The sequence below is a fragment of the Acidobacteriota bacterium genome (genome assembly GCA_016196035.1).
Classification (GTDB): domain Bacteria; phylum Acidobacteriota; class Blastocatellia; order RBC074; family RBC074; genus JACPYM01.
On sequence record JACPYM010000114.1, the window covers coordinates 64,459 to 90,809 of the forward strand.

The 26,351-nt window shown below is 57.9% G+C and carries 16 protein-coding genes; 10 read left to right on the forward strand and 6 right to left on the reverse strand.

Features of this window, described 5'->3' with window-relative positions:
* Positions 1 to 9 precede the first annotated feature (9 nt).
* From HY011_32280 to HY011_32315, 8 genes are all read left to right on the forward strand, one after another.
* A complete protein-coding gene (locus HY011_32280; protein ID MBI3427624.1) occupies positions 10 to 1,506 on the forward strand; it encodes a sugar ABC transporter ATP-binding protein in 1,497 nt (498 codons plus the stop codon).
* A gap of 1 nt (position 1,507) precedes the next feature.
* The gene (locus tag HY011_32285; GenBank protein ID MBI3427625.1) at positions 1,508 to 2,455 is read left to right on the forward strand and encodes a ribose ABC transporter permease; all 948 of its coding nucleotides are present in this window, start codon (positions 1,508 to 1,510) and stop codon (positions 2,453 to 2,455) included.
* Between the two features lie 123 nt (positions 2,456 to 2,578).
* Positions 2,579 to 3,430 (forward strand): sugar ABC transporter substrate-binding protein, encoded by an 852-nt coding sequence (locus HY011_32290; GenBank protein MBI3427626.1) that lies wholly within the window; start codon positions 2,579 to 2,581, stop codon positions 3,428 to 3,430.
* A gap of 156 nt (positions 3,431 to 3,586) precedes the next feature.
* A complete protein-coding gene (iolG, locus tag HY011_32295; protein MBI3427627.1) occupies positions 3,587 to 4,591 on the forward strand; it encodes an inositol 2-dehydrogenase in 1,005 nt (334 codons plus the stop codon).
* Between the two features lie 242 nt (positions 4,592 to 4,833).
* Positions 4,834 to 5,379, forward strand: a complete 546-nt coding sequence (locus tag HY011_32300; protein ID MBI3427628.1) for a class I SAM-dependent methyltransferase — start codon at positions 4,834 to 4,836, stop codon at positions 5,377 to 5,379.
* A 192-nt stretch (positions 5,380 to 5,571) separates the two neighbouring features.
* Positions 5,572 to 8,817, forward strand: a complete 3,246-nt coding sequence (locus tag HY011_32305; protein MBI3427629.1) for a hypothetical protein — start codon at positions 5,572 to 5,574, stop codon at positions 8,815 to 8,817.
* 217 nt (positions 8,818 to 9,034) lie between these two features.
* Positions 9,035 to 10,672 (forward strand): carboxypeptidase regulatory-like domain-containing protein, encoded by a 1,638-nt coding sequence (locus HY011_32310; GenBank protein MBI3427630.1) that lies wholly within the window; start codon positions 9,035 to 9,037, stop codon positions 10,670 to 10,672.
* Positions 10,673 to 10,694: 22 nt separating this feature from the next.
* Positions 10,695 to 12,404 (forward strand): carboxypeptidase regulatory-like domain-containing protein, encoded by a 1,710-nt coding sequence (locus HY011_32315; protein MBI3427631.1) that lies wholly within the window; start codon positions 10,695 to 10,697, stop codon positions 12,402 to 12,404.
* Positions 12,405 to 12,423: 19 nt separating this feature from the next.
* On the opposite strand, the gene HY011_32320 is transcribed toward HY011_32315, so the two are convergent.
* Positions 12,424 to 13,014, reverse strand: a complete 591-nt coding sequence (locus HY011_32320; GenBank protein MBI3427632.1) for a dCTP deaminase — start codon at positions 13,012 to 13,014, stop codon at positions 12,424 to 12,426.
* 152 nt (positions 13,015 to 13,166) lie between these two features.
* Here HY011_32320 and HY011_32325 point away from each other — a divergent pair, with 152 nt between their 5' ends.
* Positions 13,167 to 13,973 carry a carbohydrate-binding family 9-like protein gene (locus HY011_32325; GenBank protein MBI3427633.1) on the forward strand — a complete coding sequence of 269 codons (807 nt, stop codon included), beginning with the start codon at positions 13,167 to 13,169 and terminating at the stop codon, positions 13,971 to 13,973.
* A gap of 367 nt (positions 13,974 to 14,340) precedes the next feature.
* Positions 14,341 to 14,604 (forward strand): integration host factor subunit beta, encoded by a 264-nt coding sequence (locus tag HY011_32330; protein ID MBI3427634.1) that lies wholly within the window; start codon positions 14,341 to 14,343, stop codon positions 14,602 to 14,604.
* 236 nt (positions 14,605 to 14,840) lie between these two features.
* Here HY011_32330 and HY011_32335 read toward each other — a convergent pair whose 3' ends face one another.
* The 5 genes from HY011_32335 to HY011_32355 form a co-directional block, all read right to left on the reverse strand.
* A complete protein-coding gene (locus tag HY011_32335; GenBank protein MBI3427635.1) occupies positions 14,841 to 21,872 on the reverse strand; it encodes a putative Ig domain-containing protein in 7,032 nt (2,343 codons plus the stop codon).
* 464 nt (positions 21,873 to 22,336) lie between these two features.
* Complete coding sequence (locus tag HY011_32340) at positions 22,337 to 22,897, reverse strand: hypothetical protein (GenBank protein MBI3427636.1); 561 nt, start codon at positions 22,895 to 22,897, stop codon at positions 22,337 to 22,339.
* A gap of 122 nt (positions 22,898 to 23,019) precedes the next feature.
* Positions 23,020 to 23,844: a hypothetical protein gene (locus tag HY011_32345; protein ID MBI3427637.1), complete on the reverse strand. Its 825-nt coding sequence runs from the start codon at positions 23,842 to 23,844 to the stop codon at positions 23,020 to 23,022.
* Between the two features lie 89 nt (positions 23,845 to 23,933).
* Positions 23,934 to 25,202, reverse strand: a complete 1,269-nt coding sequence (locus tag HY011_32350; GenBank protein ID MBI3427638.1) for a hypothetical protein — start codon at positions 25,200 to 25,202, stop codon at positions 23,934 to 23,936.
* Positions 25,203 to 25,289: 87 nt separating this feature from the next.
* Complete coding sequence (locus HY011_32355; protein MBI3427639.1) at positions 25,290 to 26,171, reverse strand: hypothetical protein; 882 nt, start codon at positions 26,169 to 26,171, stop codon at positions 25,290 to 25,292.
* Positions 26,172 to 26,351: the final 180 nt, after the last annotated feature.

The following is a 26,351-nucleotide window of genomic DNA, read 5'->3' on the forward strand; positions in this document are numbered from 1 at the left end:
AACTCAAACATGAGCGACCAACCCGCCCTGCAAATGGAACGCATCCGCAAGACCTTCCCCGGCGTCGTCGCGCTGGATGAGGTCAGCTTTGTGTTACAGCCGGGCGAAGTGCACGTGTTACTCGGCGAAAACGGCGCGGGCAAATCCACACTGATGAAAATCCTGAGCGGGGCTTATCAGAAAACCAGCGGCCAAATCCTGCTCAACGGTCAACCCGTCGAAATCAAAAACCCCAAACACGCACAGGAACTCGGCATCGGCATCATCTATCAGGAACTCAACCTGGTGCCGCAACTCAATGCAGCCGAAAACATCTTTCTGGGGCGCGAACCGCTGCGCTACGGCCTAGTAGACCAACGCGCCATGCAACAGGCCGCCGCCGAATTGCTGACCGGCCTCGGCGTCGCATTGGACGTGCGCAAACCCGTCCGCGAACTGAGCATCGCCCAACAGCAAATGGTCGAAGTCGCCAAAGCCATCTCGCTCAACGCGCGCATCCTGATTATGGATGAGCCGACTTCGGCGCTGACCGAAAAAGAAATCGTTGAGCTGTTCGCCCGCATTCGCCAACTCAAAGCCAGCGGCGTTTCGATTGTGTACATCTCGCACCGGATGGAGGAACTGTTCGAAATCGGCGACCGCGTCACTGTCTTGCGCGATGGCCGCAACGTCGGCACACATGCGATTCGCGACATTACCAAAGCCGAATTGATCCGCCTGATGGTCAATCGTGAGTTGACCAACCAGTTTCCTAAAATAACTGCCCAACGTGGCGCTGAGATATTGCGTGTTACGGCCCTGAGTAACAACAAGCTGCGCGACATCAACTTCTCGCTGTATCGCGGTGAGATTCTAGGCCTTGCGGGCCTACTCGGGTCGGGCCGCACCGAGTTAGCGCGCGTTATTTTTGGCGTAGACAAAATTGACGCAGGTAACATCACACTCAAAGGTAAGTTACTTTTGAGCAATTCGCCACGCCGGGCCATCAACGCAGGGATCGGGTTTTTAACCGAAGACCGCAAAACACAGGGGTTGGTGCTGGCGCTTTCGGTTAAAGAAAACGTCTGCCTGCCCAGCGTCGAAAAATTCTCCCGCCTAGGGGTCGTCAACGGCGGCAAAGAGCAACAAGCCACCAGCCGCTTCGTCAACGAGTTGCGCATCAAAACGCCGCATCTGCAACAGCAAGTCATCAACCTGAGTGGCGGCAATCAGCAAAAGGTCGTGCTCGGCAAATGGCTTTGCAGCGCAGCCGACATTTTCATTTTTGATGAGCCGACGCGCGGGATTGACGTCGGATCGAAAGCCGAAATTTATCAATTGATGAATCAGCTCACGGCGGCAGGGGTGGCAATCATCATGATCTCGTCGGAGCTGCCGGAAATTCTTGGGATGAGTGACCGCATTCTGGTGATGCATCAAGGTCGCATTGCGGGAGAATTCACCGCAGCCGAAGCGACACAGGAAAAGTTGTTACATTGCGCGTTAGGAGAAACGCCAGAGATATAAGATGAAAACCCGCGAGTTACTTTTTCAATACGGCAGGCAATTCGGCACCTTGGCGGGTCTGATTGTACTGGCATTCGTTCTCTGGGCATTGACGCCCCACTTTCTGACTGTCTCGAACCTACTCAATGTCGCTCAACAAACAACGCTAGTTGCTATCATTGCCGTCGGCATGACGTTTGTGATCATCACCGGCGGGATTGATCTTTCAGTCGGCTCTGTACTTGCCTTTGCCGGGGTTGTGATGGCGAGCTTGTTACAACGAGGCTGGCCGTTGTTACTCGCGTTACTCGCCGGATTAGGCGCGGGGTTACTGTGCGGTCTACTCAATGGATTGCTGATTACTATCGGTAGGTTGCCGCCGTTTATCGCTACGTTAGGAATGATGAGTGTGGCGCGTGGCGCGGCCTTAGTCTTCACTGGTGGACGACCCATTTCCGGCTTTGCCGACAACTTCCGCTGGCTGGCGGTGGGCGAAGTGTTACACATTCCTGTGCCGGTCATCCTGATGCTGGTCGTGTACATGCTCGCGCATTTCGTCCTGACCAAAACCAAGCTGGGCCGTTATACCTACGCCATCGGCGGCAACGAAGAAGCAACACTGCTTTCCGGCGTCAACGTGCGTTTATACAAAACGCTGGTGTATGGTTTGTGCGGCATGCTCAGCGGATTGACGGCGCTTATTCTGACGGCACGGTTAAATTCAGCGCAACCCATTGCCGGGATGATGTATGAATTGGACGCCATCGCCGCCACGGTTATCGGCGGTACCAGCCTAAGCGGCGGCGAAGGCAAAATCTTTGGCACATTGATCGGTGCGTTGATTATTGGCATGCTGCGCAATGGACTGAACCTGCTGGATATTTCTTCGTTCGTGCAACAGATCGTCATCGGCGCGGTAATTATTGTGGCTGTGTTATTCGACACGGCTTTGAGAACGAATCGAAAGTAACAGAAAGGTAACTTGATGACAAAAAAAATGCTTGCTTGCGTCCTTGCCACTTGCGCATTGCTGTTCGCCGACAGTTGTCAACGCGGCGCTCAAACGACTAACGGCCGACCCACAATTGCGCTGGTGCTAAAAACACTCAACAACCCGTTCTTCATCGACATGCAAAAGGGCGCGCAGGAAGCCGCGCAAAGGTTGGGCGTTAATCTGCAAGTGCAAGCTGCCGAGCGCGAGGTGGATGTCGAGAAGCAAATGCAGATCATCGAGAACCTGATTCAAAGCAAGGTCGCCGCACTCTGCATCACGCCCAGCGGTTCCAAAGAGGTTGTGCCCGCCATTGTCAAAGCCAATCAGGCTGGCATTCCGGTCATCATCGTGGACACGCGCGTGCACGCTGAAACCTTGCAAGCAGCCAACGGCAAGACCGCTGGCTTCATTGGTTCTGACAATCTCGAAGGCGGGCGCGTCGCAGGTGAATTCATCGCTAAGCAACTTGGCGGCAAAGGCAAGGTCGCCATTCTCGAAGGCATCCCCGGTCACGAAACCGGCGATTCGCGCTTAAAAGGTTTCCGCGAAATCGTTGCGAAAAATCCGGGCATGCAAATCGTCTCTTCGCAAACGGCCAATTGGGAGCGCGATCAGGGCTACAACGTCTTTCAGAATATGTTACAGGCACATCCCGAAATTCAGGCGCTCTTTGCTTGCAGCGATCTGATGGCGCTCGGCGCGGTCGAAGCCATCGCGGCGGCGGGCAAAACAGGCAAGATCATCGTGGTCGGCTTTGACGCCTTTTCAGAGGCGCGCGAGGCCGTGACCAAAGGAACGATGAGTGCGACTGTGGCGCAATCACCTGCCGAGATGGGCCGTACAGCGGTCGAGAACGCTTGGAAGACGCTAAAAGGTGAGGCATTCAAAAATGACGTTTCGCTCGGCGTTACGCTGATTACCAAAGAGAATGCCAGTGCGGCGGAAAAGTAACATAAAGGCGGCTCTGGGTACGCATCGCTTCCAGCGTGCTTTCGGCATTAGGCTAATTCCTTCCGGTAGGAATGCGTCTCTTGCCGAGAGCACGCTGGAAGCGATGCGTACCCAGGATTCGCTCAATATAGTGAGTAATATCAGGAGGCTTGGGTTATGAGCAACAAACTAAATATCGGCGTCGTCGGCTTGGGCCGCTTGGGCGCGCTTTATGCCAGTTACTTTTTGGGACGAATTGCGAATGCCCGCTTGGTTGCGGTTTCGGATGTGGTAGCAGAAACCGCAGAGAAATTCGCCAGCGAACACGATGTGCCGCGTTGGTATCAGCACTATCAGGATTTGCTGGCCGACAAAGAAGTGGACGCGGTGGTCATCGTCACGCCGACCAGTTCGCACAAAGACGTCGCCATCGCGGCGGCGCAAGCAGACAAGGCGGTCTTTTGCGAAAAGCCGCTCTCGATTTCGCTGGATGAATCCCTGGCCATCAAAGCAGCCGTCGCGCAGACGGGCATTTTCTTTCATCTGGGTTTTATGCGGCGCTATGACAAAGGCTACGCGGCGGCACAGCAGAAAATCGCGGCGGGCGAAATCGGAACGCCCATCGTCTTCAAATCCACCTCGCGCGATCCGTTTCGTCCGAGTCTGGAATACTTGGCACCCGAACACAGCGGCGGCTTGCTGGTGGATTGCGGCATTCACGATATGGATTTGGCGCGCTGGCTGATGGGCGAAGTGCGCAGCGTATACAGCATCGGCGACGTGCTGGCCTATCCTGAAATGAAACCCATCGGTGACGTAGACAATGCCGTGGCGACGCTGACCTTTGCGAGCGGCGCGTTGGGCGTGATTGATCTGAGCCGTAGCGGCGTGTTTGGTTACGACATTCGGACGGAAATTCTGGGCACGCAGGGCACGTTGCAGATCGGCTATCTGCGCGAGACGCCGTTGTTGGTGTTGACCAAAAACAACGTCGCGCACGATACCGTGCCATATTTCATGGAGCGTTTTGGCCAGGCGTATGTGGATCAGTTACAGAATTTCGTGGATCACGTGCGCGGCGGTCAACCGCCCGCGATCACTTGCGACGATGGCATTGCAGCCTTGCGCGTGAGCCTGGCGGCGACGCAATCGTTGCACGAGCAACGCCCCGTCACCCTCTAGAGCGGTTTGCTATTGCATTTACGGGAAGCAGTTGACGCTGGGACAGTACCGCGCGCGTGAGCAAGCGGCGCGTCAAGCTGAGGCCCTTGGCCGAATCGCCCAGGCTCCGCTTGCTCACGCGCGCGGTACTGTCGCGCGGCGCGGCTTTTCCCATAAACTGAAGTGAAAACCGATCTAAAACAACAAGTGGATTCTCACCACAAAGCCTTTCAAGCTCAAAAACTAACCGGCACTGATTTGTGATGACGGAAGCGATTCGCCATCAATACGAGCAACTCGGCGCGCAAGCCTTTTATGAACAGCACGGCGCGGATTACCGCAATCCGCACGAAGCGGCCATCGGCGCGGTGTTGCGCGCGGTCGCGTCCGAATGGCCACTCGACCTGACGCGCGTGCTCGATCTGGCCTGTGGCAGCGGCGAAGCGACGCTGATCTTGCGCGACCTAGGCGCGGGGCAAATTGACGGCGTAGACCCTTACACCGGCGCAGCCTATCTGGCGCGCACCGGGCAAACGGCGGAAGCCATCGGCTTTGAGCAGATGGCCGAAGGGGTGTTGGCCGGACGCAATTATTCACTGCTGGTGTGCAGCTTCGCCATGCATTTACTGCCGGTGTCGCGGCTGCCCGCGCTGCTCTTTCGGCTGGCCGAACTGGCTCCGCACCTGCTGATCCTGACGCCGCACAAACGCCCGGAGATCAAACGAGCTTGGGGGTGGGAATTGACGCGGGAAATGGTGCTGGAACGGGTGCGGGCGCGGCTCTATCAGCGTCTCGACGGGGATGGATGAGTTCAATCCCAGCACTGCCGGTGATGGTAAAAAAGGTTGGGGGACGATTGAACGTCTCTGTGCCCAAGATTACTGTGACCAAACTGACCAGCTTGGCGTCCTAATCAATACTCTACGAGCTTTTGTCGAAGGCTCACATGGTTTCACCTCGCGAATTCTTACCAACAATTAGGACAGGAAAGGATTGCTGCTATGCAAAAGAATCTGCGCACACTGCGTGTTTTAGCGCTGCTAACATTGGCCCTTTACGGCCTTTCCAATATGGCCTCACGCGCACAAGGCCCGGGTGGCGGGCAAGGCGGCGGACGACCAACTCCGACGCCCACACCAACGCCCATCAATGAATCGAAAGACCCACTATTACGCGGCTTTCGTTGGCGCTCGATTGGCCCGGCCAGCATGGGCGGACGGATTGACGACATTGCGGTAGTTGAGAGCAATCCGTATGTCATTTATGTCGGCTTTGCGACTGGTGGCCTGTGGAAGTCGGTCAATAACGGCACGACGTGGGAGCCGATCTTTGATATTTATCCGACCTCTTCGATTGGCGACATTGCGATTTGCCAAGCCGATCCGAACATTGTTTGGGTTGGCACAGGCGAAGCCAATAATCGCCAGAGTTCCAGCTTCGGCGACGGCATCTACAAATCCACCGATGCGGGCAAGACCTTCACCAATATGGGGCTGAAAGACACGCAGTCTATTGCCCGCGTCGTGATTGATCCGAAAGACCCGAATATCGTTTATGTCGCAGCGCTCGGCCATCTGTTCGGCCCCAACAAAGAGCGCGGGATTTTCAAAACGACGGATGGCGGCAAGACCTGGGCGAACGTCAAATTTATTGACGAAAACACCGGCTTCACCGACCTGGTGATTGACCCAGTAGATAGCAAAACACTTTACGCCGCCTCCTTTCAGCGCCGTCGTGTAGCGTGGGGCTTCAATGGCGGTGGCCCCGGCTGCGGTTTATGGAAAACGACGGACGCGGGCAAGACGTGGACGAAACTCGAAGGCAACGGCTTGCCGGAAGGCTTACTAGGCCGCATCGGCATTGACATCGCGCGCTCCAATCCGAATATCCTTTACGCCCAGATCGAAGTCGGTGCCAGCACCGGCGCGGGCGGCGGCGAAGAGCAGCCCAATGAAGCGGGTGGCCAACCTGGACAGCCCGGCCAAGCAGGACCCGGTGGCGGTGGTCGCGGCGGCGGCGGCGGCTTTGGGCAACAGGCCAATCAACCGCCCGATCCGAAGAAGCCTGGCATCTGGCGCTCTGACGACAAAGGCAAAACGTGGCGCTTTGTCAGCAACGAAAACAATCGCCCGATGTATTACAGCCAGATTCGCGTTGACCCCTCCAACCCCGAAATCGTTTTCACTGGTGGTTTGAACTTCTCGAAATCTCTCGATGGCGGCAAGACCTTCAAGAATCTCGCAGGCGTCGCACACAGTGATCACCACGCCATTTGGATCAATCCGAAAAACGGCAACAACGTGATGGTCGGCAACGATGGCGGCTTGGACGTCAGCTACGATCAAGGCGAGACGTTTGAGTTCGTCAACGCGATCGCGGCGGCGCAGTTCTATGCCGTCTCGGCGGATATGCGGAAGCCGTATTACGTCTGTGGCGGCTTGCAGGACAACGGCAGTTGGTGTGCGCCGAGCGCCATTCGCACGGGCGGCGGGGGCTTCGGTGGCGGTGGTGGCGGCGGTGGTGGCGGCGGTGTTGCCATCACCAACGCCGAGTGGTTCCGCGTTGGCGGCGGCGACGGGTTTTATACGCAACAAGACCCGACTGACCACAACATCGTTTATGCCGAATCACAGGATGGCGCAGTCAATCGGCTTGATTTGCGCACAGGGCAGACGCGTTCGATTCGTCCGCGTGGCGCAGCCGGTCGTGGGCGTGGTGGTGGCGGCGGTGGCTTTGGCGGTGGCGGACAAGGTGGACAAGGTGGACAAGGCGGCCCTGGTGGACAAGGCGGTCAACCTGACCCGCAGATGCTTGCCATGATGCAGCAGGCAGGCTTTGGCGGCGGGCCAAATGTCGTGCCGGCTCCGCCACCCAATGAGCAGTTCCGTTTTTACTGGAACACGCCGATTCTGCTTTCGCCACACAATCCGCGCATCGTGTATGTCGGCGGGAACAAGCTCTTCAAATCGTTTGATCGCGGCGACACCTGGACGGCGACGATTGATCTGACCAAGAAAGTTGACCGCACCAAACTTTCGATCATGGATGTGCCCGGCGACAAACCGATGGCGTCCAAGAACGACGGCGCGGCCAGCTATTCAAACGTCGTCACGATTGCCGAATCGCCTGTGATGCCAGGCGTGCTGTGGGTCGGCACCAACGACGGCAACGTGCAAGTCAGCAAAGACGGCGGCGCGACGTGGACGGATGTATCCAAGAACGTCCCCGTGCTCGCCACGCAAAACCATCACGTTTCGCGCGTAGAAGCTTCGCACTTCGACGCCGGCACGTGCTACGTCACGGTGGACGGCCACCGCAGCGACGATCACAAACCGTATGTCTATCTCACTAAAGATTATGGGACGACGTGGCAGTCGCTCAGCAACAATCTGCCCGCCGTCGGCAACGTCAACGTCATTCGCGAAGACCCGAAGAACAAGAACCTGCTTTTCGCCGGCACGGAATATGGCCTGTTCGTCTCGCTCAATGGCGGCACGGAATGGAAGCCGTTTATGACCAACCTGCCGACCGTACGCGTAGACGACTTGCTGATCCACCCACGCGACAACGACCTGATTGTCGGCACACACGGACGCGGCATCTGGATTTGCGATGACATTTCAGCCTTGCAGCAGATGAATGAAAAGACGCTCGCCGCCGACACGCATCTTTTCGACATTCGCCCTGGCACGAACTGGCTGAATGACATCACCTACAGCCGGGCGGGCGGCGGTCAGAAAGGCTTCCGCGGTGAAAACGCCCCGCAGGGCACAGCGATCAGCTACTACCTGAAAGCCGAGCCGACAGGCGACGTCAAGCTGACCGTCACTGACATCACCGGCAAAGTTGTGCGCACGGTGACGGCCACAAAACAAGTCGGCCTGAATCGCGTGCAATGGAATCTGCGCGGCGATGCGCCCCAACGTCCGGCAGGTTTCGGCCCTGGCGGAGGGGCTGGCGGCGGACAACCAGCAACCAATCCACCGGCTGCCAATCCACCGGCTGCCACCCCTCCCGCTGGCGGAGCGGCTGCGCCAGGGCAAACCCCACCGGCGGGTCAACCTGCCGGACAAGGCGGGCCGGGCGGCAGGCAAGGCGGATTTGGCGGTGGCGGCGGTTTCGGTGGGCGCGGAGGGGCCAATTTCGGCCCGGCGCTCGAACCCGGCACCTATCTGGTCAAACTTTCGGTGGATGGCAAAGAGCTGACCACCAAAGTTGTGATCGAAGCTGATCCGGCAAACAAATAACCATTGCCGAACTCCTAAAGCCTGCCTGTGACCTTGCACGTTGTGATGTCACAGGCAGGCTTCAACTTTTCCAGCCACAAAAATTCTGCATGTACGCAGCCAGCCGCAGCGTTCATACAACGCAGCAAGTATTCATACTTGAACGTTTGGTGGTGAAAGCTCGAAGCCGCAACCCGCGTTCAACCCTAAATCCATCCAGACAATTCACCGAGGCTATATGCGCTACCAATGCCATTTACGCTTATTCGCCGCTGCCTTGTGGTTGACGTTCTGCCACTCCCCTGCCGCCTTGCGCGCACAAACTGCCAATCCCGCAGCGGACACGGCCACCATCAGCGGGCGCGTGACGCTCAACGGCAAGCCCGCGCGCGGCATCAAGGTTGCGCTCGTGCCGGGGCCGTATGCCGGAGTCAAACACGAGAGTGTGCGCACCGATGACGCAGGGCGTTATGAATTCACCGGCCTCGCCGCAGGCCGTTATGGGTTGGTCGCCGCTTCTTACGTTCACACCAGCGTCGAATACTGGCAATCGAGCGTGAAGCCTTTCAAGCTTTGCACCGTGCTCAACGGCGAAAAGCTCACGAACCAAAACCTCACGCTCGTGCGCGGCGGCGTCATCACCGGGCGCATCACCGACGCCGATGGCAGACCGCTGATTGCCGAAGCCGTGCGATTCACCTATGTGGATGAACAGGGCAAACAGCAACCTTTTCTAGACTACAGCAACGAGATGCTGCGCACCGATGATCGCGGCATTTATCGCCTGTTCGGCCTCGCGCCAGGCCGCTATCTGATCAGCGCGGGCAAGACTGGCCCCGCGATGGGCAGCCCTGGCCCGTTTTATCGCCGCGTGTATTACCCCGGCGTCCGCAACAGCGCGCAAGCCACGCCCATCGAAGTCAAACCGGGCAGCGAAGCCACCAACATTGATTTGCGGCTAGGCACGGGCGAAAAGACCTTCTCGGTTTCGGGCCGCGTGGTTGACGATGCCACTGGGCAACTCGTAACCAAAGCCGGCCTGGATTTCTGGCTGGCCGAGACACCGCAAAGCGAATTGCGACAGCAGAGTGCAGGCACACCAATCAATGAACGCGGCACGTTCTATTACGAAAATTTACCGCCGGGACGTTATGGCCTCAGTGGTACGGCACTTCCCGAATACAATCATTACGGCGACCTCGTGACCTTCGAGATTACCGATCAGGATGTCGAAGACCTCACCATCCGCATGAAACGCGGCGCGATCATCAACGGCACTCTCGTTCTCGAAAACAATCCAGACCCGGCAGCTTTGCAAAACATTCGTGTTTTTGTCGGCGCGACCAGCACTGATCCGGGTTTTGCCAGACGTTTGCCGGGCGGATATGCCCAACTGGATGGGCGCTTCCAACTCCGCGCACTGCCAGCAGGCAAAGTCGGATTGCGTGTAGGCGGCGAAGGGCGCCAATTTTCCATCCTGCGCATTGAGCGCAACGGTGCCGAAGTGCAAGAAACTTTCGATCTCAAACCGGCCGAGCAAGTCAACGGTGTGCGTGTCGTGTTGAAAGAAGCGGCAGGCGGTTTGCGGGGCCGCATCGTATTGCCCGGTGGCCCGCTGCCCGCTGGCTACATGCTCAGCGCCACGCTACAACCCCTCGGCAACAATGTGCTTATCTCCATACCGCTGGAGATCAATCCCGATTTGAGTTTCGACGAGCCGTCGCTGGTGGTGGGTGAATACGAAATCAGTGTGACGGTGAAGGTTCCAACGGGCGTTGATGGCAGCCTCGTGCCCGTGCGCGACCCCATCCGCCTGCGCGTCACCGTGCAAGAACGCGCTGCCACCGAAGTTGTGGTGACGGTTGATTTGCGCTGAAGAAACAGCGTGGAGGGACAACATGAAACAATTCGTTCTGCTTTGCCTGCTCGCCGTCTGCGCTTGCATTTCCACCTTGGCGCAAACCGTTACGACCACCGAACCAACCGGCGTCATCACCGGACGTGTCGTGCTCGACAACGGCCAGCCTGCCGTGGGCGCAACCGTCTCCGCTACGTTGCAGAGCAGAGCCGCGCGCACAGCCGTGACCAATGCCGAAGGCGAATTCAAACTATCGGGCCTGCCGCCCGCGCCATACGCGCTGACCGCGCAATTGCCCGCTTACGTGATGACGCCACTCACCACGGCTACGGGCGAGCCGCAGTTCTTTCACATCGGCGACAGCGCCACCATTCAATTGATCAAAGGCGGCGTTATCACCGGCAAAGCCACCACCGCCAACGACGAACCGGTGCCTGGCTTGACGATCAAGGCGATTCGCCTGCGCGACGCGGCGGGCAAATCGCTCAGCCCGTCAACCTATCACCGCCGCACCGATGATCGCGGCAGCTATCGTTTGTTTGGTCTGCCCTCCGGCACATACATCGTCTGCACCGATGGCACGGACGTTCCGTGGTCATTTGACGCCGATGACCAGATCGAAGACGCGCCGACTTATTACCCTGCAAGCACACGCGAAACGGCAACGGAACTCACGCTCGCCAGCGGCGATGAACTGGCGAACATAGACATCCGCTATCGCGCCGAACGCGGGCGGCTCGTCAGCGGCAAAGTGATTGGCGCCAGCGGTGGTTACGGCATCAACCTTTATCTCAAACCCGCCGGTAGCGAAATCATCCTGGCCGCTGATTGGCTTCAGGTACGGGATCGAAAAGTCGAAGAGGGCATCGCGTTTCAATTTCGCGGCGTGGCCGATGGCGAATACGATTTGACGGCTGATCGGCGCAACGGCGATGACGAAGGCGGCTTCGCCAACCCGCGCCGCATTGCGGTGCGCGGCGCTGATGTCACCGGTGTTGAGTTACGCCTCATCCCCTACGGCTCGCTTACCGGTAAGCTGCAACTCGCGGAAGACAAACCGCCGCAATCGAATTCAATTAAACCCTCAGCCGCTGACGCTTGTGCTAGCACGCCAAAACGCAATTCCCTTTTTGAAGAAACAACTATCGGTATCCATCCCGAAGAAAAGTTCTTGCGCAACGAAAGCCTGCGCGTGGCCTTCTCCACGCGCCAAGGCGAGTTCACCATCCGTTACCTAACCGCCGGGCGCTATCGCTTCCAATCGCAATGGCCCAACGAAGACTGGTACCTGCGCACCATCACGCTGCCGGATGCGCGCACGAAGCATTCGGTTGATTTAGGCCGCACAGGATTGGCGTTGAAGGCGGGCGAAAAACTCAGCGGGGTCAGTATCGTCATCGGCACTGGCGCTGCACGCCTGACGGGCCGCGTGAAAGCGCCTGAAAAATTCACCGCGCCCTTGCGCGTGCATCTGGTGCCCGTCGAAAAAGAGGCCGCCGAGGACGTGTTGCGTTATGCCGAAACGGAAGCCGGGCCTGACGGCGCATTCACCCTGCGCCAACTCGCGCCGGGCAAATACTGGATCATCGCGCGCGCCAGTGAGGCGGCGCATGAACGCCCGTTGCCGCTTGCGTGGAACCAAGCAGAACACCTCAAATTGCGGCGCGCGGCTGAGGTTGCCAACGTCGTGATTGAATTGCAGCCTTGCCAGCAGATGAAAGACTACGTGCTGAAATACGCGCCGCAATAAATGGCGCGGTTTATCCGCGTTACAAGCGCGGCGTCACCAGCCCAATCTGATTCTGGTACTTCCCTTGCCGGTCGGCATAGGTGGTTTCGCAATCTTCATCCGATTCAAAAAACGTCACCTGCGCGATGCCTTCGTTGGCGTAGATGCGAATCGGCAAGTCCGCCGAATTGGAAAACTCCAGCACCAAGCGCCCACGCCAGCCCGGTTCGAGCGGCGTCGTATTCACGATCAGGCCGCTGCGCGCATACGTTGACTTGCCCATGCACAAGCCGATCACATTGCGCGGAATGCTGAACGTTTCGACCGTTACGCCCAGCGCATAAGAATGTGGTGGCAACAGCCAATAGCGCGAGCCGTCGGGCGCTGAACGCAACGGCGCTTCGATCAACGTGCTTTCGTCGAAGTTCTTCGGGTCAATCTCCGCCCCGACAATCGGCGAGAAAACGCGGAAGCCGTCTTCGGCCAGCCGCAAGTCGTAACCGTAACTCGACACGCCTGCCGAAATGATGCGGCGGCCATCAATATCGCGGACGAGCCGCTCTTCAAACGGCGCGATCATCTCCTGTTCGCGGCACATCCGGGTAATCCAGCGATCTGATTTGACGCTCACGAATACAAGTCTCCTCTGTTTACGATACTGAAAAATACGGGCGGAAAAACAAGCGCGGAGTCTAGCTTCACACTCCACTTTCCTGCAAGCTGCCCCACAACCAGCTTCACGCTGTTGTTCGCCGCCCTATTTCAACAAAGGAGAATTTGAGAATGCGAAGAGCGCTCTTGTCACTGGCACTACTCACCACTTTCAGCATCGCCTTGACCGCGCAGGTCGCGCCCAAAGAATACGTTTGCCAACACGCCACCGGCAAAATCACCATTGACGGCAAACTCAACGAAGCAGCCTGGCGCAAAGCCCCGGCCACTGACCTTTTCGTAGACATCGAAGGCGACACCAAACCGCGCCCGCGTTTTGCCACGCGCGCCAAGATGTTGTGGGACGATCAATACTTTTACATCAGCGCTGAACTCGACGAACCGCATGTGTGGGGCACGCTGACCAAACGCGATTCCGTCATCTTTCAGGATAACGACTTCGAGGTTTTCATTGACCCAAACGGTGACCGCGACGAGTACTACGAATTGGAAATCAACGCGCTCAACACCGTCTGGGATTTGTTCCTGCCCAAACCCTACCGTGACGGCGGCAAGGCCCAAGACGGTTGGGACATCGTGGGCTTGAAAACAGCCGTGCAAATACGCGGCACGCTCAACCATCCGCGCGACACCGATAAAGGCTGGACGGTCGAGATGGCGCTGCCCTGGCAGGCGTTGGGCGAATACGCGCACAAACCCGCGCCGCCGGCAGAGGGCGATCAATGGCGCATCAATTTCTCGCGCGTCGAATGGCAACATGAAATCGTGGACGGCAAATACCGCAAGGTCGCCAATACCAAAGAGGACAATTGGGTGTGGTCGCCGCAAGGCGTGATTGATATGCATCGGCCTGAAAAGTGGGGCTACGTGCGCTTTACCACTGCATCAACAAGCAAAAGTAAGAAGGAGAGGCAATGAACAAAAAACATTTGGGCAGTAACTTTGACGACTTCTTGCACGAAGAAGCTTTGCTGGAAGAGGTTGAGGCTGTCGCGCCCAAGCGCGGCTTGACCTACCAAATTGCGCACGAACTGACCCCTGATTCCTGACTCCTGATTCCTGATACGCAAAAATGCTGATGATTTTCAGACAGCCGGAATCAGGAGTCAGGAATCAGGAATCAGTAGCGCGGCGTACCAGGGTTGGTTCCCGACTTTGCAAAAGCCATGTGACTTAGCGCCTTCCTTGACACTTTCGGGAATGCATTCCTATAATGCGCCCCGTCTTACCAATACTAAATCGAACAAAATAAAAATGGTTGTCCCGCCTGGGACGCGGAGGAATCGTGATCAAACTCGACATCATCAATAACGTAGCCGATAAAACTGGCGTGCCCAAAATGAAAGCCGAAGTGGCCGTCGAAGCCTTGTTTGAAGCCATGAAAGACGCGATGAAACGCGGCGAGCGCATCGAATTGCGCGGCTTCGGCGTCTTTGTCGTCAAACCCCGCAAACGCGGCATCGGGCGCAATCCGCGCACCGGCACCCAGGTCGCCATCCCGGAAGGCAAAACGATTCGCTTCAAACCGGGCAAAGAGTTGCAAGCTTAAGTTCTCACGAATTACTAGCGCCTCCATCTCACTTTCACCTCCTTGACCTTTCGGCGGTTTCCCTTGCGGGAGCCGCCGTTTTGTTTGCGGCGGTGGCGTCCCCTCAGCAACAGCGCGACTAATTTGCGGACACAACAAAGCCGGGAGGAGCGGGAAACTTTCCCCGCTCCTCCCGGCTTCGTTTGCAAACCCGCACAACACCTAACGGGTTGATCGTCACAGCCCTGCGCTGCCTGTCAGCGCCTGACGCCGTAAGCGGGCACAGGTATATCACCGCTTTGTCCCTGCCCCTGGATCAGGAAGTTGCCATCGCTGCTGCGTATGATGAACCAGGTGCCGGAGCGCCGCCACACCGCAACATCCGCCTTGCCATCGCCGTCGTAATCGCCCGGCGCGGGGATGTCGAAGTACGGCGCATAGTTCGCCCCCCAGTATTGCAGGAGGGCCTGCCCGTCCGACGATTTGCGGATGTACCAGATCGAATCCGCCCCGCGCCAGATCGCCAAATCCACCTTGCCATCGCCGTCATAATCCGCCGGCACCGGCGTGTCGAAGTACGGCGCATAGCCCGCACCCCATTGAATGCTGGTGATGGTGTTCGTCGAACTGTTCAGGATGATCCAGTTCGGCGCGGGCGCAATCGCGCCGGGCCGGAAGACGGCCAGGTCGCACTTGCCATCACCGTCATAGTCAGCAGGCACAGGGATGTCGTCCTGTTGCCCGTGGTTGACGATCATGTTTTGCCCGTCGCTGCTGCGCCGCACGAACCAGGTGCCGCTGCGGCGGAAGACGCCAATGTCCGTCTTGCCGTCGCCGTCGTAATCGCCCGGCGTCGGGATGTCGAAATACGGGAAATAGTTCGCGCCCCAGAATTGCAGGATGGCTTGTCCGTCGCTGCTCTTGCGGATGTACCAGATCGAATCGGCTCCGCGCCAGATGGCGTGATCGGCCTTGCCATCGCCATCGTAATCGCCCGGCACGATGTCGTCGAAGTACGGCGCATAACCCGCACCCCATTGCTGCGTGACAGTCGCGCTGTTGCCGCTGTTGAACACCGTCCAATTCGGCAAAGGCGGCGCGGCGGTGGGACTGAAGATGCTCAGATCGGTCTTGCCATCGCCGTCGAAATCGGCTTTGACGACGTTGGCCTTGACAGTCAAGCTGTAAGCCCGCGTGCCCATGCAGCCATTCACATCGGTCACTTTGACGGTGAAGGTGAAACTGCCGCCCGTCGTCGGCGTGCCAGTGAGCACACCGGTCGTGGCATTCAACGTCAAGCCATTGGGCAACGTGCCTGCGCTGACGCTCCAAGTGATCGTGCCCACGCCGCCAGTTTGGGTGAGTGGTTGATTGTAAGCCGTCCCCACCCGCCCTAACAGCAGCGTCGCGGGACTGATGACGATATTGCCGCACACGATCACGGTGTATTGGCGCGTGCCCATACAGCCGTTGGCGTCAGTCACTTTGACGGTGAAGGTGAAACTGCCCCCCGTCGTCGGCGTGCCAGCCAGCACACCGGTCGCGGCATTCAACGTCAAGCCATTCGGCAACGCCCCTGCGCTGACACTCCAAGTGACCGTGCCCGCGCCGCTCGTTTGGGTGAGAGGTTGGTTGTAAGCCGCCCCCACCTGCCCTGACGGCAGCGTCGCCGGATTGATGACGATATTGCCGCACACGATCACAATGTATTGGCGCGTGCCCATACAGCCGTTGGCGTCAGTCACTTTGACGGTGAAGGTGAATGAGCCGAAGCCGGTGGGCGTGCCCGCCAAGACGCCGGTCGCGCTGAGCGTCACGCCAGCCGGCAACGCACCCGCACTGATGCTCCAGGTGACCGGAGCCGCGCCGCCCGTTTGCGTGAGTGGCTGATTGTAGGGAGTGCCGGCCAAGCCCCCAGGCAGCGTTGGCGGATTGATGGTGATCGTCGGGCAATTGATGACCAGCGTGTATGACTGTTCTCCGAAACAACCTTGCTGGTTTTCAGCCCTGATGACGAAGTTGAATGACCCGGTTTGCGACGGCACACCGGCGAGTTTGCCATCCGGCGTTAAGGTCATTCCGTTGGGCAGCGTGCCGGTCACGGAGTAGGTGAACGGATCCAAACTGCTCGATGTCGAAAACTGCACCAGCGGATAGGACACGCCAATAATGCCCGGCTGGAGCGTCTGCGGCAGGACGTTAATCACCGGCGGGCAGAAGATGTTGCCGCTCGTCAGTGTGAATTCACCGATCCCGCTGCCGCGCAGCGCCAAGCCTGATTTGAATTCAATCGTGCCCGTTGCGCCTTCGGCCAGTACACGCAGTTGCGTGATGGGGTAAGACGTTCCGCCGATGCGGAAGGTCGCGCCCGCGTCGAAGTCCGAGGTGAAACATTCAAGCTGCCCCCCCAGCTTGCCGATCCTGCGCGGCCAGGCTGACGCATTGCCGACCGGCCCGGTGTGCATGGGCAGATCGAGCACTTGCGTATTGCCGTTGAAGATTTGAATGTGTTGCGTGGTCGAACCGATATTTGAGAAGTCCGCCGTGAACAGATAATCGGTGGCGGTCTTGGTGGCTTGCAGCTTGCCGAGCGATTGATTGAGCGTGCCGTTGCGCGAGCCGAAGGCTTCGGCTTGCAGGAACGCACCGACCGGAGCCGCACCCATCAAATCAATCGGATCAAGCCCGAAGTCGAAGCTGTCGGCCTTGCCCAAATCAACCATCACGCCATCCTGGCCGCTAGAGCCAATGTTGGCGATGGTGAGATTGCCGCCGAAAGCTTCAAAGGTGGCTTGGCCTAGAACTTTGTTCCAAAGCCCAAATACAGGTAGCTCTTCATTCATCAACGTGGTCTGCGAGATGCCTGCCGCAGTGCTCTCGACGGCTGTCCGGAACGAGAGAACCTTGGTCGGGTTCTGGGCATAGATGACAATCGCATCGTATTCCGTTGGCGTGAAGGTCCTGGCGTTTGGCAGTTTGATAGTCCATTTGGGGTCGGTCCCATGGACGGTACATGTCTTATCCCACCGCTCCGTGAGGGTCAGGATCGGTGGATTCGGGCCGTCTGGGAGGAAGTGGTAAACATCGCCGTTCGGGAACGTCCCGCTGAATACCTCAATGCCGTTGAGGAAAACCTCGACCTCATTCATGGTTGCCCCGAGCGGACTGGAGTCTAACGACACTTGATACACTGTGCCGCCATTTCGCGTCGCCACCTCATGTCGTTCGATCCACGCTGGCTGGTCTGGCACTCCATCCACTACGCCACGCATCCTCCATTGCTTGAACGCGCCCACCGGAGCCGTCGCAATATCAATACTGTGGATCGTGAAACCCAATCCCCCGGCCTCTCCCAAATCGATGCGCACACCATCCTGGCCGCTTGGGCCTATGTTGGAGACGACGAGATTGCCATTGGCGTCCTGGGCGAGTTGCGCTTGCCCCAACACATCGTGCGGCAAGCCAAAGAAGTGCGGCCGAGGCGGGCAAGTCCAGACACGCAGCTTGATGTAATCCACCGTCGTGTCGTCCTGGATCGCGATGTCAAGTAAGTGATGGGTGTTCAGGAGTGCGAGCAGATTGGTCTGCTGGGTTCCAGCAACCGGCAGATTGCTCAGATCGAAATTGTACGTAACAGGGACTTGTGGAGAATTCCACGGTGGGTTGAGCACGCTCATCTGTTGCCCCCAGGTAACAGATGTGTTGGGCGGGAAGATGAAGTTGATGGAATCGTTCGACGCAACACCTCCCGGTTGCATGCGAACTTCGAGTTCGGCTTTAACGATGTTGGCGGGCAAGCCTGTGAAAGAGTGCATCACCCATTTGTTAATTGTCGGATCATCGAAATTTTTGCGGGCGGGATTGCCGAACTGCGCCACTAACGCGGCACGCGGCGCGGGGGCCGCATCGGCAGGCAACGTGATATTGTCGAAGTTGTCCATATTGCCGGCGCGATAGGTGCGTGGCTTCGACGACATTGGACAGATCGTCAGCGGGTAGCTGCGCTCGAGCATACAGCCGCAGTTATCGGTGACTTTGATCGTCACCATGAAGCTGCCGCCCGCCGTCGGCGTCCCGCTAATGACGCCTGCCGCTGAGAGCGTCAAACCGGACGGCAAGACGCCGCCGCTCACGCTGAACGTATAGGGCGCACAACCGCCGGAGGCCGTCAGGTTCTGCGCGTAGTTCGCGCCCACCAAGCCGCTGGCGAGCGCCGCCGGATTCAAAGTGAGCGTGCAACCGACGATGACGATCTGATACTCGCGCAGGCCGAGACAGCCGTTCACATCCGCCACCGTCACGGTGAAGTTGTAGGTGCCCGGCGTGGTGGGCGTGCCGTGCAGCGTCCCATCGGCATCAACGCTCAGCCCTGGCGGCACGTTGCCACTCACCGCGAAAGTGTATGGCCCGGTGCCGCCCGACGCTGTAAGGTTCACCGACGGATACACCACGTTGGCTCCCCACATTGGATGAAGCAGCGTGGCCGGACTGATCGTGATCGCCGGTATCGGACAAGGCTGGCGGAAGCATTTGCCGCCGCTGCGCGCCTCGAAGATGGCGCGGATTTCGTCTTCACTGAGCGCGCGTTTGAAAAACTCCAGTTCATCAAGACAGCCGTTGAGATAGGTGTCGCTGAACGCCGGAGCGCGCCGTCCGATTTGCAGGGCGGCATTGTTGTTGATGTTGCCGATGCGCGGCGTAAAGCTCAGCACCAGGTTCCCGTCAACATACAATTTGCCAGCGGCGACGGGGCATCTCGTCACCGTCACGGCAATGAGGTGCCAGTCGCCGGACGCCACGTTGATAAACTGTGGTGACGGCGGCCCGGGCGCTACAAAGTTGGTGCAAGGGAAAGCCGTACCAGTGCCACACGTGCCACCTGGCGCGCTGCCGTCGGCCATTTGGAAACCGAGGCGGCCATCAACCAGGAAAAGGCTATAACCGACCGGCTGGTCTGAATTGGCGCGCTTATCGAGGATCGTTTGGACTCCGGCACTCGCGCTCGTCTTGACCCAGGTATCTATGGTTAATGGCCCATCGCTACCGGCAGCGCAATTGCTGGGGAAGTTAATCTCGGCCTGATCCGCGACTTCGACATAATCATTCACGCCATCGAAGCAGAGCGCGCCGCCGACTTTGCCCGCGCTTGGACTCGGCCCGTTGAGGTGCGTACCGGCGTTGTTGGCAAAGCCCCGGATGTCTTGCGCCGTCGTCCCGCTGGTTTCATCGAACGGCCACCAATCCACCATGCCGGCGGGCGGCGACACACACAAACAGCACACGATCGAGCCGCTCAACTCGACGCGCAAGCCGGTTTCAGTCGGCGTGGTACCACCGCCGACTCCACGATTGCGGACGCGAAAATCGAGCGTGTTCGCGCCCTTCACAAAACCGGTGGTGATGACGAATGGCTTGAAGGCCGCGAAATCAGCCGGGCCGGTGACCAAGCCGGTGCTCGTACCGTTGAGGAAGATTTCAGCCTCGTTGTCGGTCGCCCATTGGCCGGCGATGACGGCGGTGCCCAGCTCGCAACTCTCCGGCACATTGAAGGTCGTGCGATAGGTGTAGAACCCCACGGGGCTGTTGCTTATCGGACTGATATTCGGCCCGATCCATTGCGAGTTCGGGCCGTTGGGCAGCCAGGCACTCGGAATCTGACTCTGGCCGAGCACGATGGCATTGGGAAAGAGCGGGCTGGTGTTTTGCAAGACGTAATGCGGATCAACCTGACCCGGCGCCAGGATGCTCAGGCCATCGGCGCTATAGCTGGTGTTGAACAACGCCAAGGGTTGGCGCGCACACGGACAGACTGTTCTGGCAACCACCGCATCCGTGTTGCTCGCCGTCAGCGCAGTCGCGCCGAACGAGACTGTGCCGTTGAACCGGCCCGTCACCGCGATGCAGGCCGTCAGCGGATCAACCGAGATCGCCTGCCCTTCGTCGCCGCCGATGTTGCCCGTTTGCTGCACCCATTGAAAGACGCCGGTCGCGCTGTATTTGGCGATGAACAGATCGGAGCCGCCGCTGGCGAGTATCGTCGTCGCGCTGCCGAACGTGGACAGGCCCGCGAATTCGCCGGTGATATAGCAATTTCCGGCGTCATCGGCTTCGATGCCGCGCCCTTCGTCATTTGACGTACCGCCGCCGCGCTCGGCCCAGAGCACATTGCCCGCCGCATCGTATTTCGCCACGAAGATGTCAGAACCGCCGCTGCCGGTCAGCGTGATGCTGCCAAAAGTCCCGTTCGATCCCGACGACCCGCCGAAACGTCCGGTAACGTAACAACCGCCCTTGCCGTCCGCGCCGATGGCATACCCATCATCGCCGCTCGGGCTGCCCGCCTGCTTCGCCCATTGCAGCGTGCCTGCGGTGTCGTACTTGGCGGCGAAGATGTCATCCTGCCCCGCGCTGATCAGCGTGGTCGCGCCGAAGGTCGCCGCAAAGAGGAAACGCCCGCTCACGAACGCATTGCCCGCCGCGTCCGCCGCCACGTCCCAGCCCAGATCGTCACTGACGCCGCCGCCCTTCTGCGCCCATTGCGGAATGCCAGCGGCATTGAATTTGGCGATGAAGACATCCGCACCGCCATTGCTGGTCAGCGTCGTGCTGCCAACCGTCATCGTGCCGGTGAACTTGCCGGTCACGTAAGTGTTGCCCGCCGGATCAGCGCCAAGGCCCTGCGCAAAATCGTCTAAAGTGCCGCCGATCTTTTGCGCCCATTGGAAGGTGCCCGCAGTGTCGTATTTCACCACGAAACCGTCGCGCGCTCCGCCGCTCGTCAGTTGGACGCTGCCAAAGGTGGCCGTTCCGCTGAACCCGCCTGACACGTAAACATTGCCCACTGCATCCACGGCAATGTCGCTGCCGTCGTCGAATCCGCTGCCGCCGACGTTTCTGACCCACTGCGGCGCGCCCGCGCTGTTGTATTTGGCGATGAAGACGTCATCGCCACCGTTTGAAGTCACAGTCAGCGAGCCGAAGTTGGCCGTGAGGGAGAAATCGCCCGTGACATAAACGTTGCCCAGATGATCCTGCGCCACGCCGTTGCCGATCTCCGGATTACTGCCGCCGGCCTTCGCGGCCCACTGCCAATTCGGCGCCGCCGCCGTTGCCAAAGCCGCACCGACTTTGCCAGCAGTGCCAGACCCGGCGCCGGCCTTAAACGCCGCCGCCAAATTGCCCGGCTGCCAGCCTTTGATGAGCAGGGAGGCTGTCAACAGGCAAGCCACCGTGAGGGTCGAAGTGAAGAGTTTGCGTAAAGCTTGGGATTGCGTGAATGGCCGAAACATAATTTCCTCCGTGAATGAGTCAGGTTGTGGTTATTTGACTGAACTGTTGTTGCGCGGGTTGAACAGGCTCGCAGCATGATCGCGCCGCCAATTTTGCCGTTGAGCGTCCGGGCAGCGCACACAGCGCCACCAGCGCGCGCGCGGTTGGGTGAAGTCGTTGGCTCGCATAGCCAACCCCTCACTCAGCGTTGCGCGCCAAATGTTGCGAATTTGATTCGCTTGGTTAATTGAAGCCGCAGGCGGTGGGATAAACTCGGACACGCTGATGTTTGCTGTTGTCGAGTCCGCTCAAGTCACCATCACCCACGATAACTTTCGTGTTATTCGCGCTGCTATTGGTTTCACTGAGAGATGTTATTGCGCGGCGAAACATCACGCGGGCGAGTGTTATTTTTTTAGGCGGGAAGTTGAGGAAGGCTTGGCTGGACGGAATATCATGTATGTTGAGCACAAGCAGGCGAGCGTCAATAACTTGTGCGGAGAGGTTGTAGCAGCGTCCAGTTACTCCGGAAGCGGTTTTCAGTAAATTCTTTCAACTCGTATGGCGCTAAGCCAATGGCTTGGCGTTCGTAATTGAACAAACCATCAACTTTGGTAGGGTTCATTCGCCCCCAAGCGGCATCATCGGCGTGAATCAGTTCGTGTGCGAGCCAAAGTGCGGCAGGTGCAGTTTGCCAGCTTTCGGCTGTGCCGATTCGGAAGTAACTGGGGTTGAAATGAATTTGCGTATCAGAGCCAGCGCCGGTGCCGATCAAACAGCTCGCTTTGCCGTAAAGCTCCTTCCATTCCAGCTTCTGCCCAGAGGCGATGGCTGCGCTGAAATCATCGGGCACCGCGAGATTGTGTGCGGTGGATTCCAGGATGACTACTGTCCGTCGGCTGGCAGCCAAACTTTGCAGAAGCTGGTTGCCAATGTTGATGCCAGTAATAATGGCGAGGGCTTCGCGGGTTTGACGGAGGAAATCGGGTCGGCCTTTGATTGCCAGACGGGCTTGATAGACAAACTCGGTTCCAGATGTAGTCACGAGAAATTCAGTTACAAAAGAGATTGGAGCGAACCGGTTGGCATTGCATCAACAAGAAAACCGGAAACGCTCATAGCCAGCAGCCTGCGGTTCCGGTTTCCTTCGTCGCCACCTTGTACAAGTTATTTCTGCCCACCCAACCAATTGAGCAGATTCCAGAACGCGGGCCAACCAGCAAACTCAGCAGCCTCATCCGGGAAGGCATAATCCACATTGCCAAACGCTGCCGAATCACAAGGGTAGGCTCTTGACCCTGCTGGCATTGGTTGACCTGTTATCACACCACCGTTCGGCACCCAATGATGGGCCAGCGTTTGCGGCACGAGGTTGTAATAGTACTTGAAGTGGTCGGCATAAACGGCTTCGGCACGATTGACGATTTCGACTTCATAATCCCGTCCGCCGCGAAAGATGAAATCTTCGGTGCCATTGCGAAAGTGCAAGACCGCGTAGCCATCAGCGGGCACTTCGACATCCAATCCGGCGTCGAGCGAAATGTCGGAGGGCGCGTGCGGGCAAGGCTCGGCGGTTTCCATGTCCACAAATTGCACGCCGGTCAAATGCTTCGTGGTGTAAAGCGTGCCGCTCTCAAAATGAAACCGCGCGCGGCAACGCTGCGGCTCGACAGCCAGCGGCTGATCTGGGTAAAGATCGTTTTCGATGTCCACCAGCAAGGCAGCGGGTTTGCGGCGGTCATCCGCGCTCACCGCGTCGAGCCGGACGAGTGGGCCGCCCTGCGGAAAGACGCGTAACGAAATGTCGCCATTGACCGCGTCGAAGCCCTGGTATTCCCGCAACACCACGCCCGCCTGGCGAATGACGATGTGCGGTTGATGCCGATGCTCCGGCGCGGCGTCGTCCGTAGGAATCATGCCAACCATCAGATGGTCAGGATACTTCGTGAAGAACGCGCAAAGATCGTCGAAGAGAATGCGAATGGTGCTCATCTGGTTTCTCCTTATGGGTAAGGGTTGATGATGCGCGTATGCGTTACGCGCGTTGGGATTTGCGGAGCCGGGATTCTACACCTTTGAGTTCAATAAGTAAGGCCCATAAAAAGTATCCAGTCAACGCGCACCAGCACACGCCGATCAAGTACCTTGATGACGTAAAAAGGGAAAAAGGCCGAGCGTGACTCTTTGCAAGGCAGCCAAACCATTTCTGTCGCTGGTTCGTTGATTTGCGTGATAAAGGGGTTCAGCAACCGGTTATCAAACTGAGCTATTTGCTTGAGCGTAGCTTCCCAGCGCATTTGCCGAAGCTGGCCCTTATCGAAAATGAAGGGATTTTCTGAGTAATACAGCGAATCCAGGTATATTCCCGTCGGCGCATCAACGCGCACCATTGCGCTGCTGTTGCCACTCGGCTTTAACATAGGCACTAAATAATAATCGCGCCCAATCACATCCAACCGGCGCACCAGGCGCGGCGTGCCGAAACTCGTTCCGCTCAGGTAGGCATTGCAAGGCGGATTGGTGAACAAACCGAAGCTGTCCATTTGCCTGCGCACAGATGTTTCATCGAAAGCTCTATTTGGCGCGTCGAAAGACATCATGGGCAACGGCGGAGGCGGCAGCAACGGCGGCTGTATCGGGGAAGCTTCGCTGGGTGGTTGCCAGCCGATACGTCCCCCAGGAATGCCGCCAGGGGAAGAAGCCCACGAGACCGCTGCCCGGTTGATGACCGGAAAATTGTAGTCGCCGATAGCCGTGTCACTGCCATTGATGTGGATCAGCACTGTTTTACAGACATCGGGGTTGGCGTGCACGTCTGCCCCTTTGGTCAGCGGGAAGTAAGGATCGTTGCCCACAAAGCCGTTACTATCGTGCTTGAACAACACGATCCAATGCGCATCGTAATCGCTTTTCGCATCGTAAGTCACAAGATTGCTGTACCCCTTGGCCTCGATGACGCTGCTGAGTTGCTTCTTATAGTAAAACGTGCCGTGCACCGGCACGATGGGGTAAGTCTGATAGGTAGTGTTATTGATGCGGTTTCTCAACCACGGCAGATAGTCCTTGGCCTTACCGTAGTAGTAGGCCTCAAACGCAACGTTGAATGACTGCTGGCGTAGTCCCAAGGTATGTTTCAGCTCATCCGGTCTGGTCGCCCAAGCGTCGTAATCGTATTTTTGCCAAGTTGGGTTTGTGGCAGCGCCTAACTTATCGGCGTCCTGTCTGAGGTCAACCTGTTTGGGTAGTGTTTGGTTCGTCCTCAAGTAACTCAACACCATCTGCGCACAAGCCGGGCCGCACTGCGTTTTTTCGTCTTGTCTGTGATAGGGAAAACTATTGATCGTCGGCATGCTTCCTCCTGTGTTGGGTTGATCGTTCAGTAACGCGAGTGGTGCAAGTCAGGCAGATCAACCCGCGCCACTCACACTTCGGCTGGGCTACAACTCTTCGTGTTGCCCTAGAAAGATCAAGTCGCAAGGGGAGGTTTTGTCCCCTGTTCCTTTAGCAAACGGCGCAAAGTCAATCCGCTCGTCCGCCGCGACATCGGCAAAAACATTGTAGTAATGCTGAAAGTCGCTGAAATGCTTGTCAGTGTTACCATCTCGCTGGCAGTTATTGTGGAGCAAAATTTCATAATAGAAATCGTCAGCGGGCGTTAGGGTAAGCCGGTTGCGCTTGTCTGGCGCGCCAGCGTTGTAAGCAATCACGACCTGTTCTTCCGCTGAATCAGCAACCAGGTCAACCGCCATCTGGGAAGCTACATAGCAGCGTTTGAACGCGAGCGCCCGATTGGCCAGCCGCGCCGCTTCCGGGAAAGCACTTTTCACTTCACGCGGCCCAATTTCGTGTGTCGAAACCACGCCGTTGGGAATTCTGATGCGGCGCGTCAAAGTGCCCGGCGTCATATCCAGTTTGCGGTTGTGATAGCGCATACCCTCCAGGTCAATCACCCAGCGGAAATCATGTTTGACCTCATCATCCTCCGGGTTGATGTCGCCCAACGTCGTCGGGTCACTCTGGAACACTTCTTCCCCTAGTGAACCGTTCTGGTATACCTCAAGATCACTAGGGCGGTTCTTTACCTTGATCGAGATGTTTTGCAAGTGGCCGCTCCCGCGTGGGGGTTTTATCTCCCACGTTTCCCCCACCAACTCATCCGTTTCCCGCATGCGCTTGGTTATGCGAAGTGAGAAAACGTGCTCGTCGGCAAACTCATAAACGCCTAACTCCATCTGGCGTTTTTTCGGGTTCAGGCAGAAAGCAAAAAGACCATCAATGATAATTTTGGCTGCCGGGTTTTCTGGAATTGTGTTGACCATTGTCAGTTCCTCCTGGTTACGTGTTTTGGGTTTTCAGATGAGGGGGCGTGCTCGTTGCACGCACCCCAAGACAACTTGCATGTAAAGTAATGCGCCGGTGCCCCCGATGCGGTACAGGGAGCGGTAGCGACCTGGTACCCCGAAGGTACACACGCGAAGTTACCAGGTCGCTACCGCTCC

Bases quoted from the DNA above. Each gene is read 5' to 3' on its own strand.
- iolG (MBI3427627.1), top strand. From the start codon at position 3,587: ATGAGCAACAAACTAAATATCGGCGTCGTCGGCTTGGGCCGCTTGGGC.
- HY011_32350 (MBI3427638.1), bottom strand. From the start codon at position 25,202: ATGCCGACGATCAATAGTTTTCCCTATCACAGACAAGACGAAAAAACG.
- HY011_32300 (MBI3427628.1), top strand. From the start codon at position 4,834: ATGACGGAAGCGATTCGCCATCAATACGAGCAACTCGGCGCGCAAGCC.
- HY011_32355 (MBI3427639.1), bottom strand. From the start codon at position 26,171: ATGGTCAACACAATTCCAGAAAACCCGGCAGCCAAAATTATCATTGAT.
- HY011_32315 (MBI3427631.1), top strand. From the start codon at position 10,695: ATGAAACAATTCGTTCTGCTTTGCCTGCTCGCCGTCTGCGCTTGCATT.
- HY011_32285 (MBI3427625.1), top strand. From the start codon at position 1,508: ATGAAAACCCGCGAGTTACTTTTTCAATACGGCAGGCAATTCGGCACC.
- HY011_32335 (MBI3427635.1), bottom strand. From the start codon at position 21,872: ATGTTTCGGCCATTCACGCAATCCCAAGCTTTACGCAAACTCTTCACT.
- HY011_32280 (MBI3427624.1), top strand. From the start codon at position 10: ATGAGCGACCAACCCGCCCTGCAAATGGAACGCATCCGCAAGACCTTC.
- HY011_32325 (MBI3427633.1), top strand. From the start codon at position 13,167: ATGCGAAGAGCGCTCTTGTCACTGGCACTACTCACCACTTTCAGCATC.
- HY011_32345 (MBI3427637.1), bottom strand. From the start codon at position 23,844: ATGAGCACCATTCGCATTCTCTTCGACGATCTTTGCGCGTTCTTCACG.
- HY011_32305 (MBI3427629.1), top strand. From the start codon at position 5,572: ATGCAAAAGAATCTGCGCACACTGCGTGTTTTAGCGCTGCTAACATTG.
- HY011_32310 (MBI3427630.1), top strand. From the start codon at position 9,035: ATGCGCTACCAATGCCATTTACGCTTATTCGCCGCTGCCTTGTGGTTG.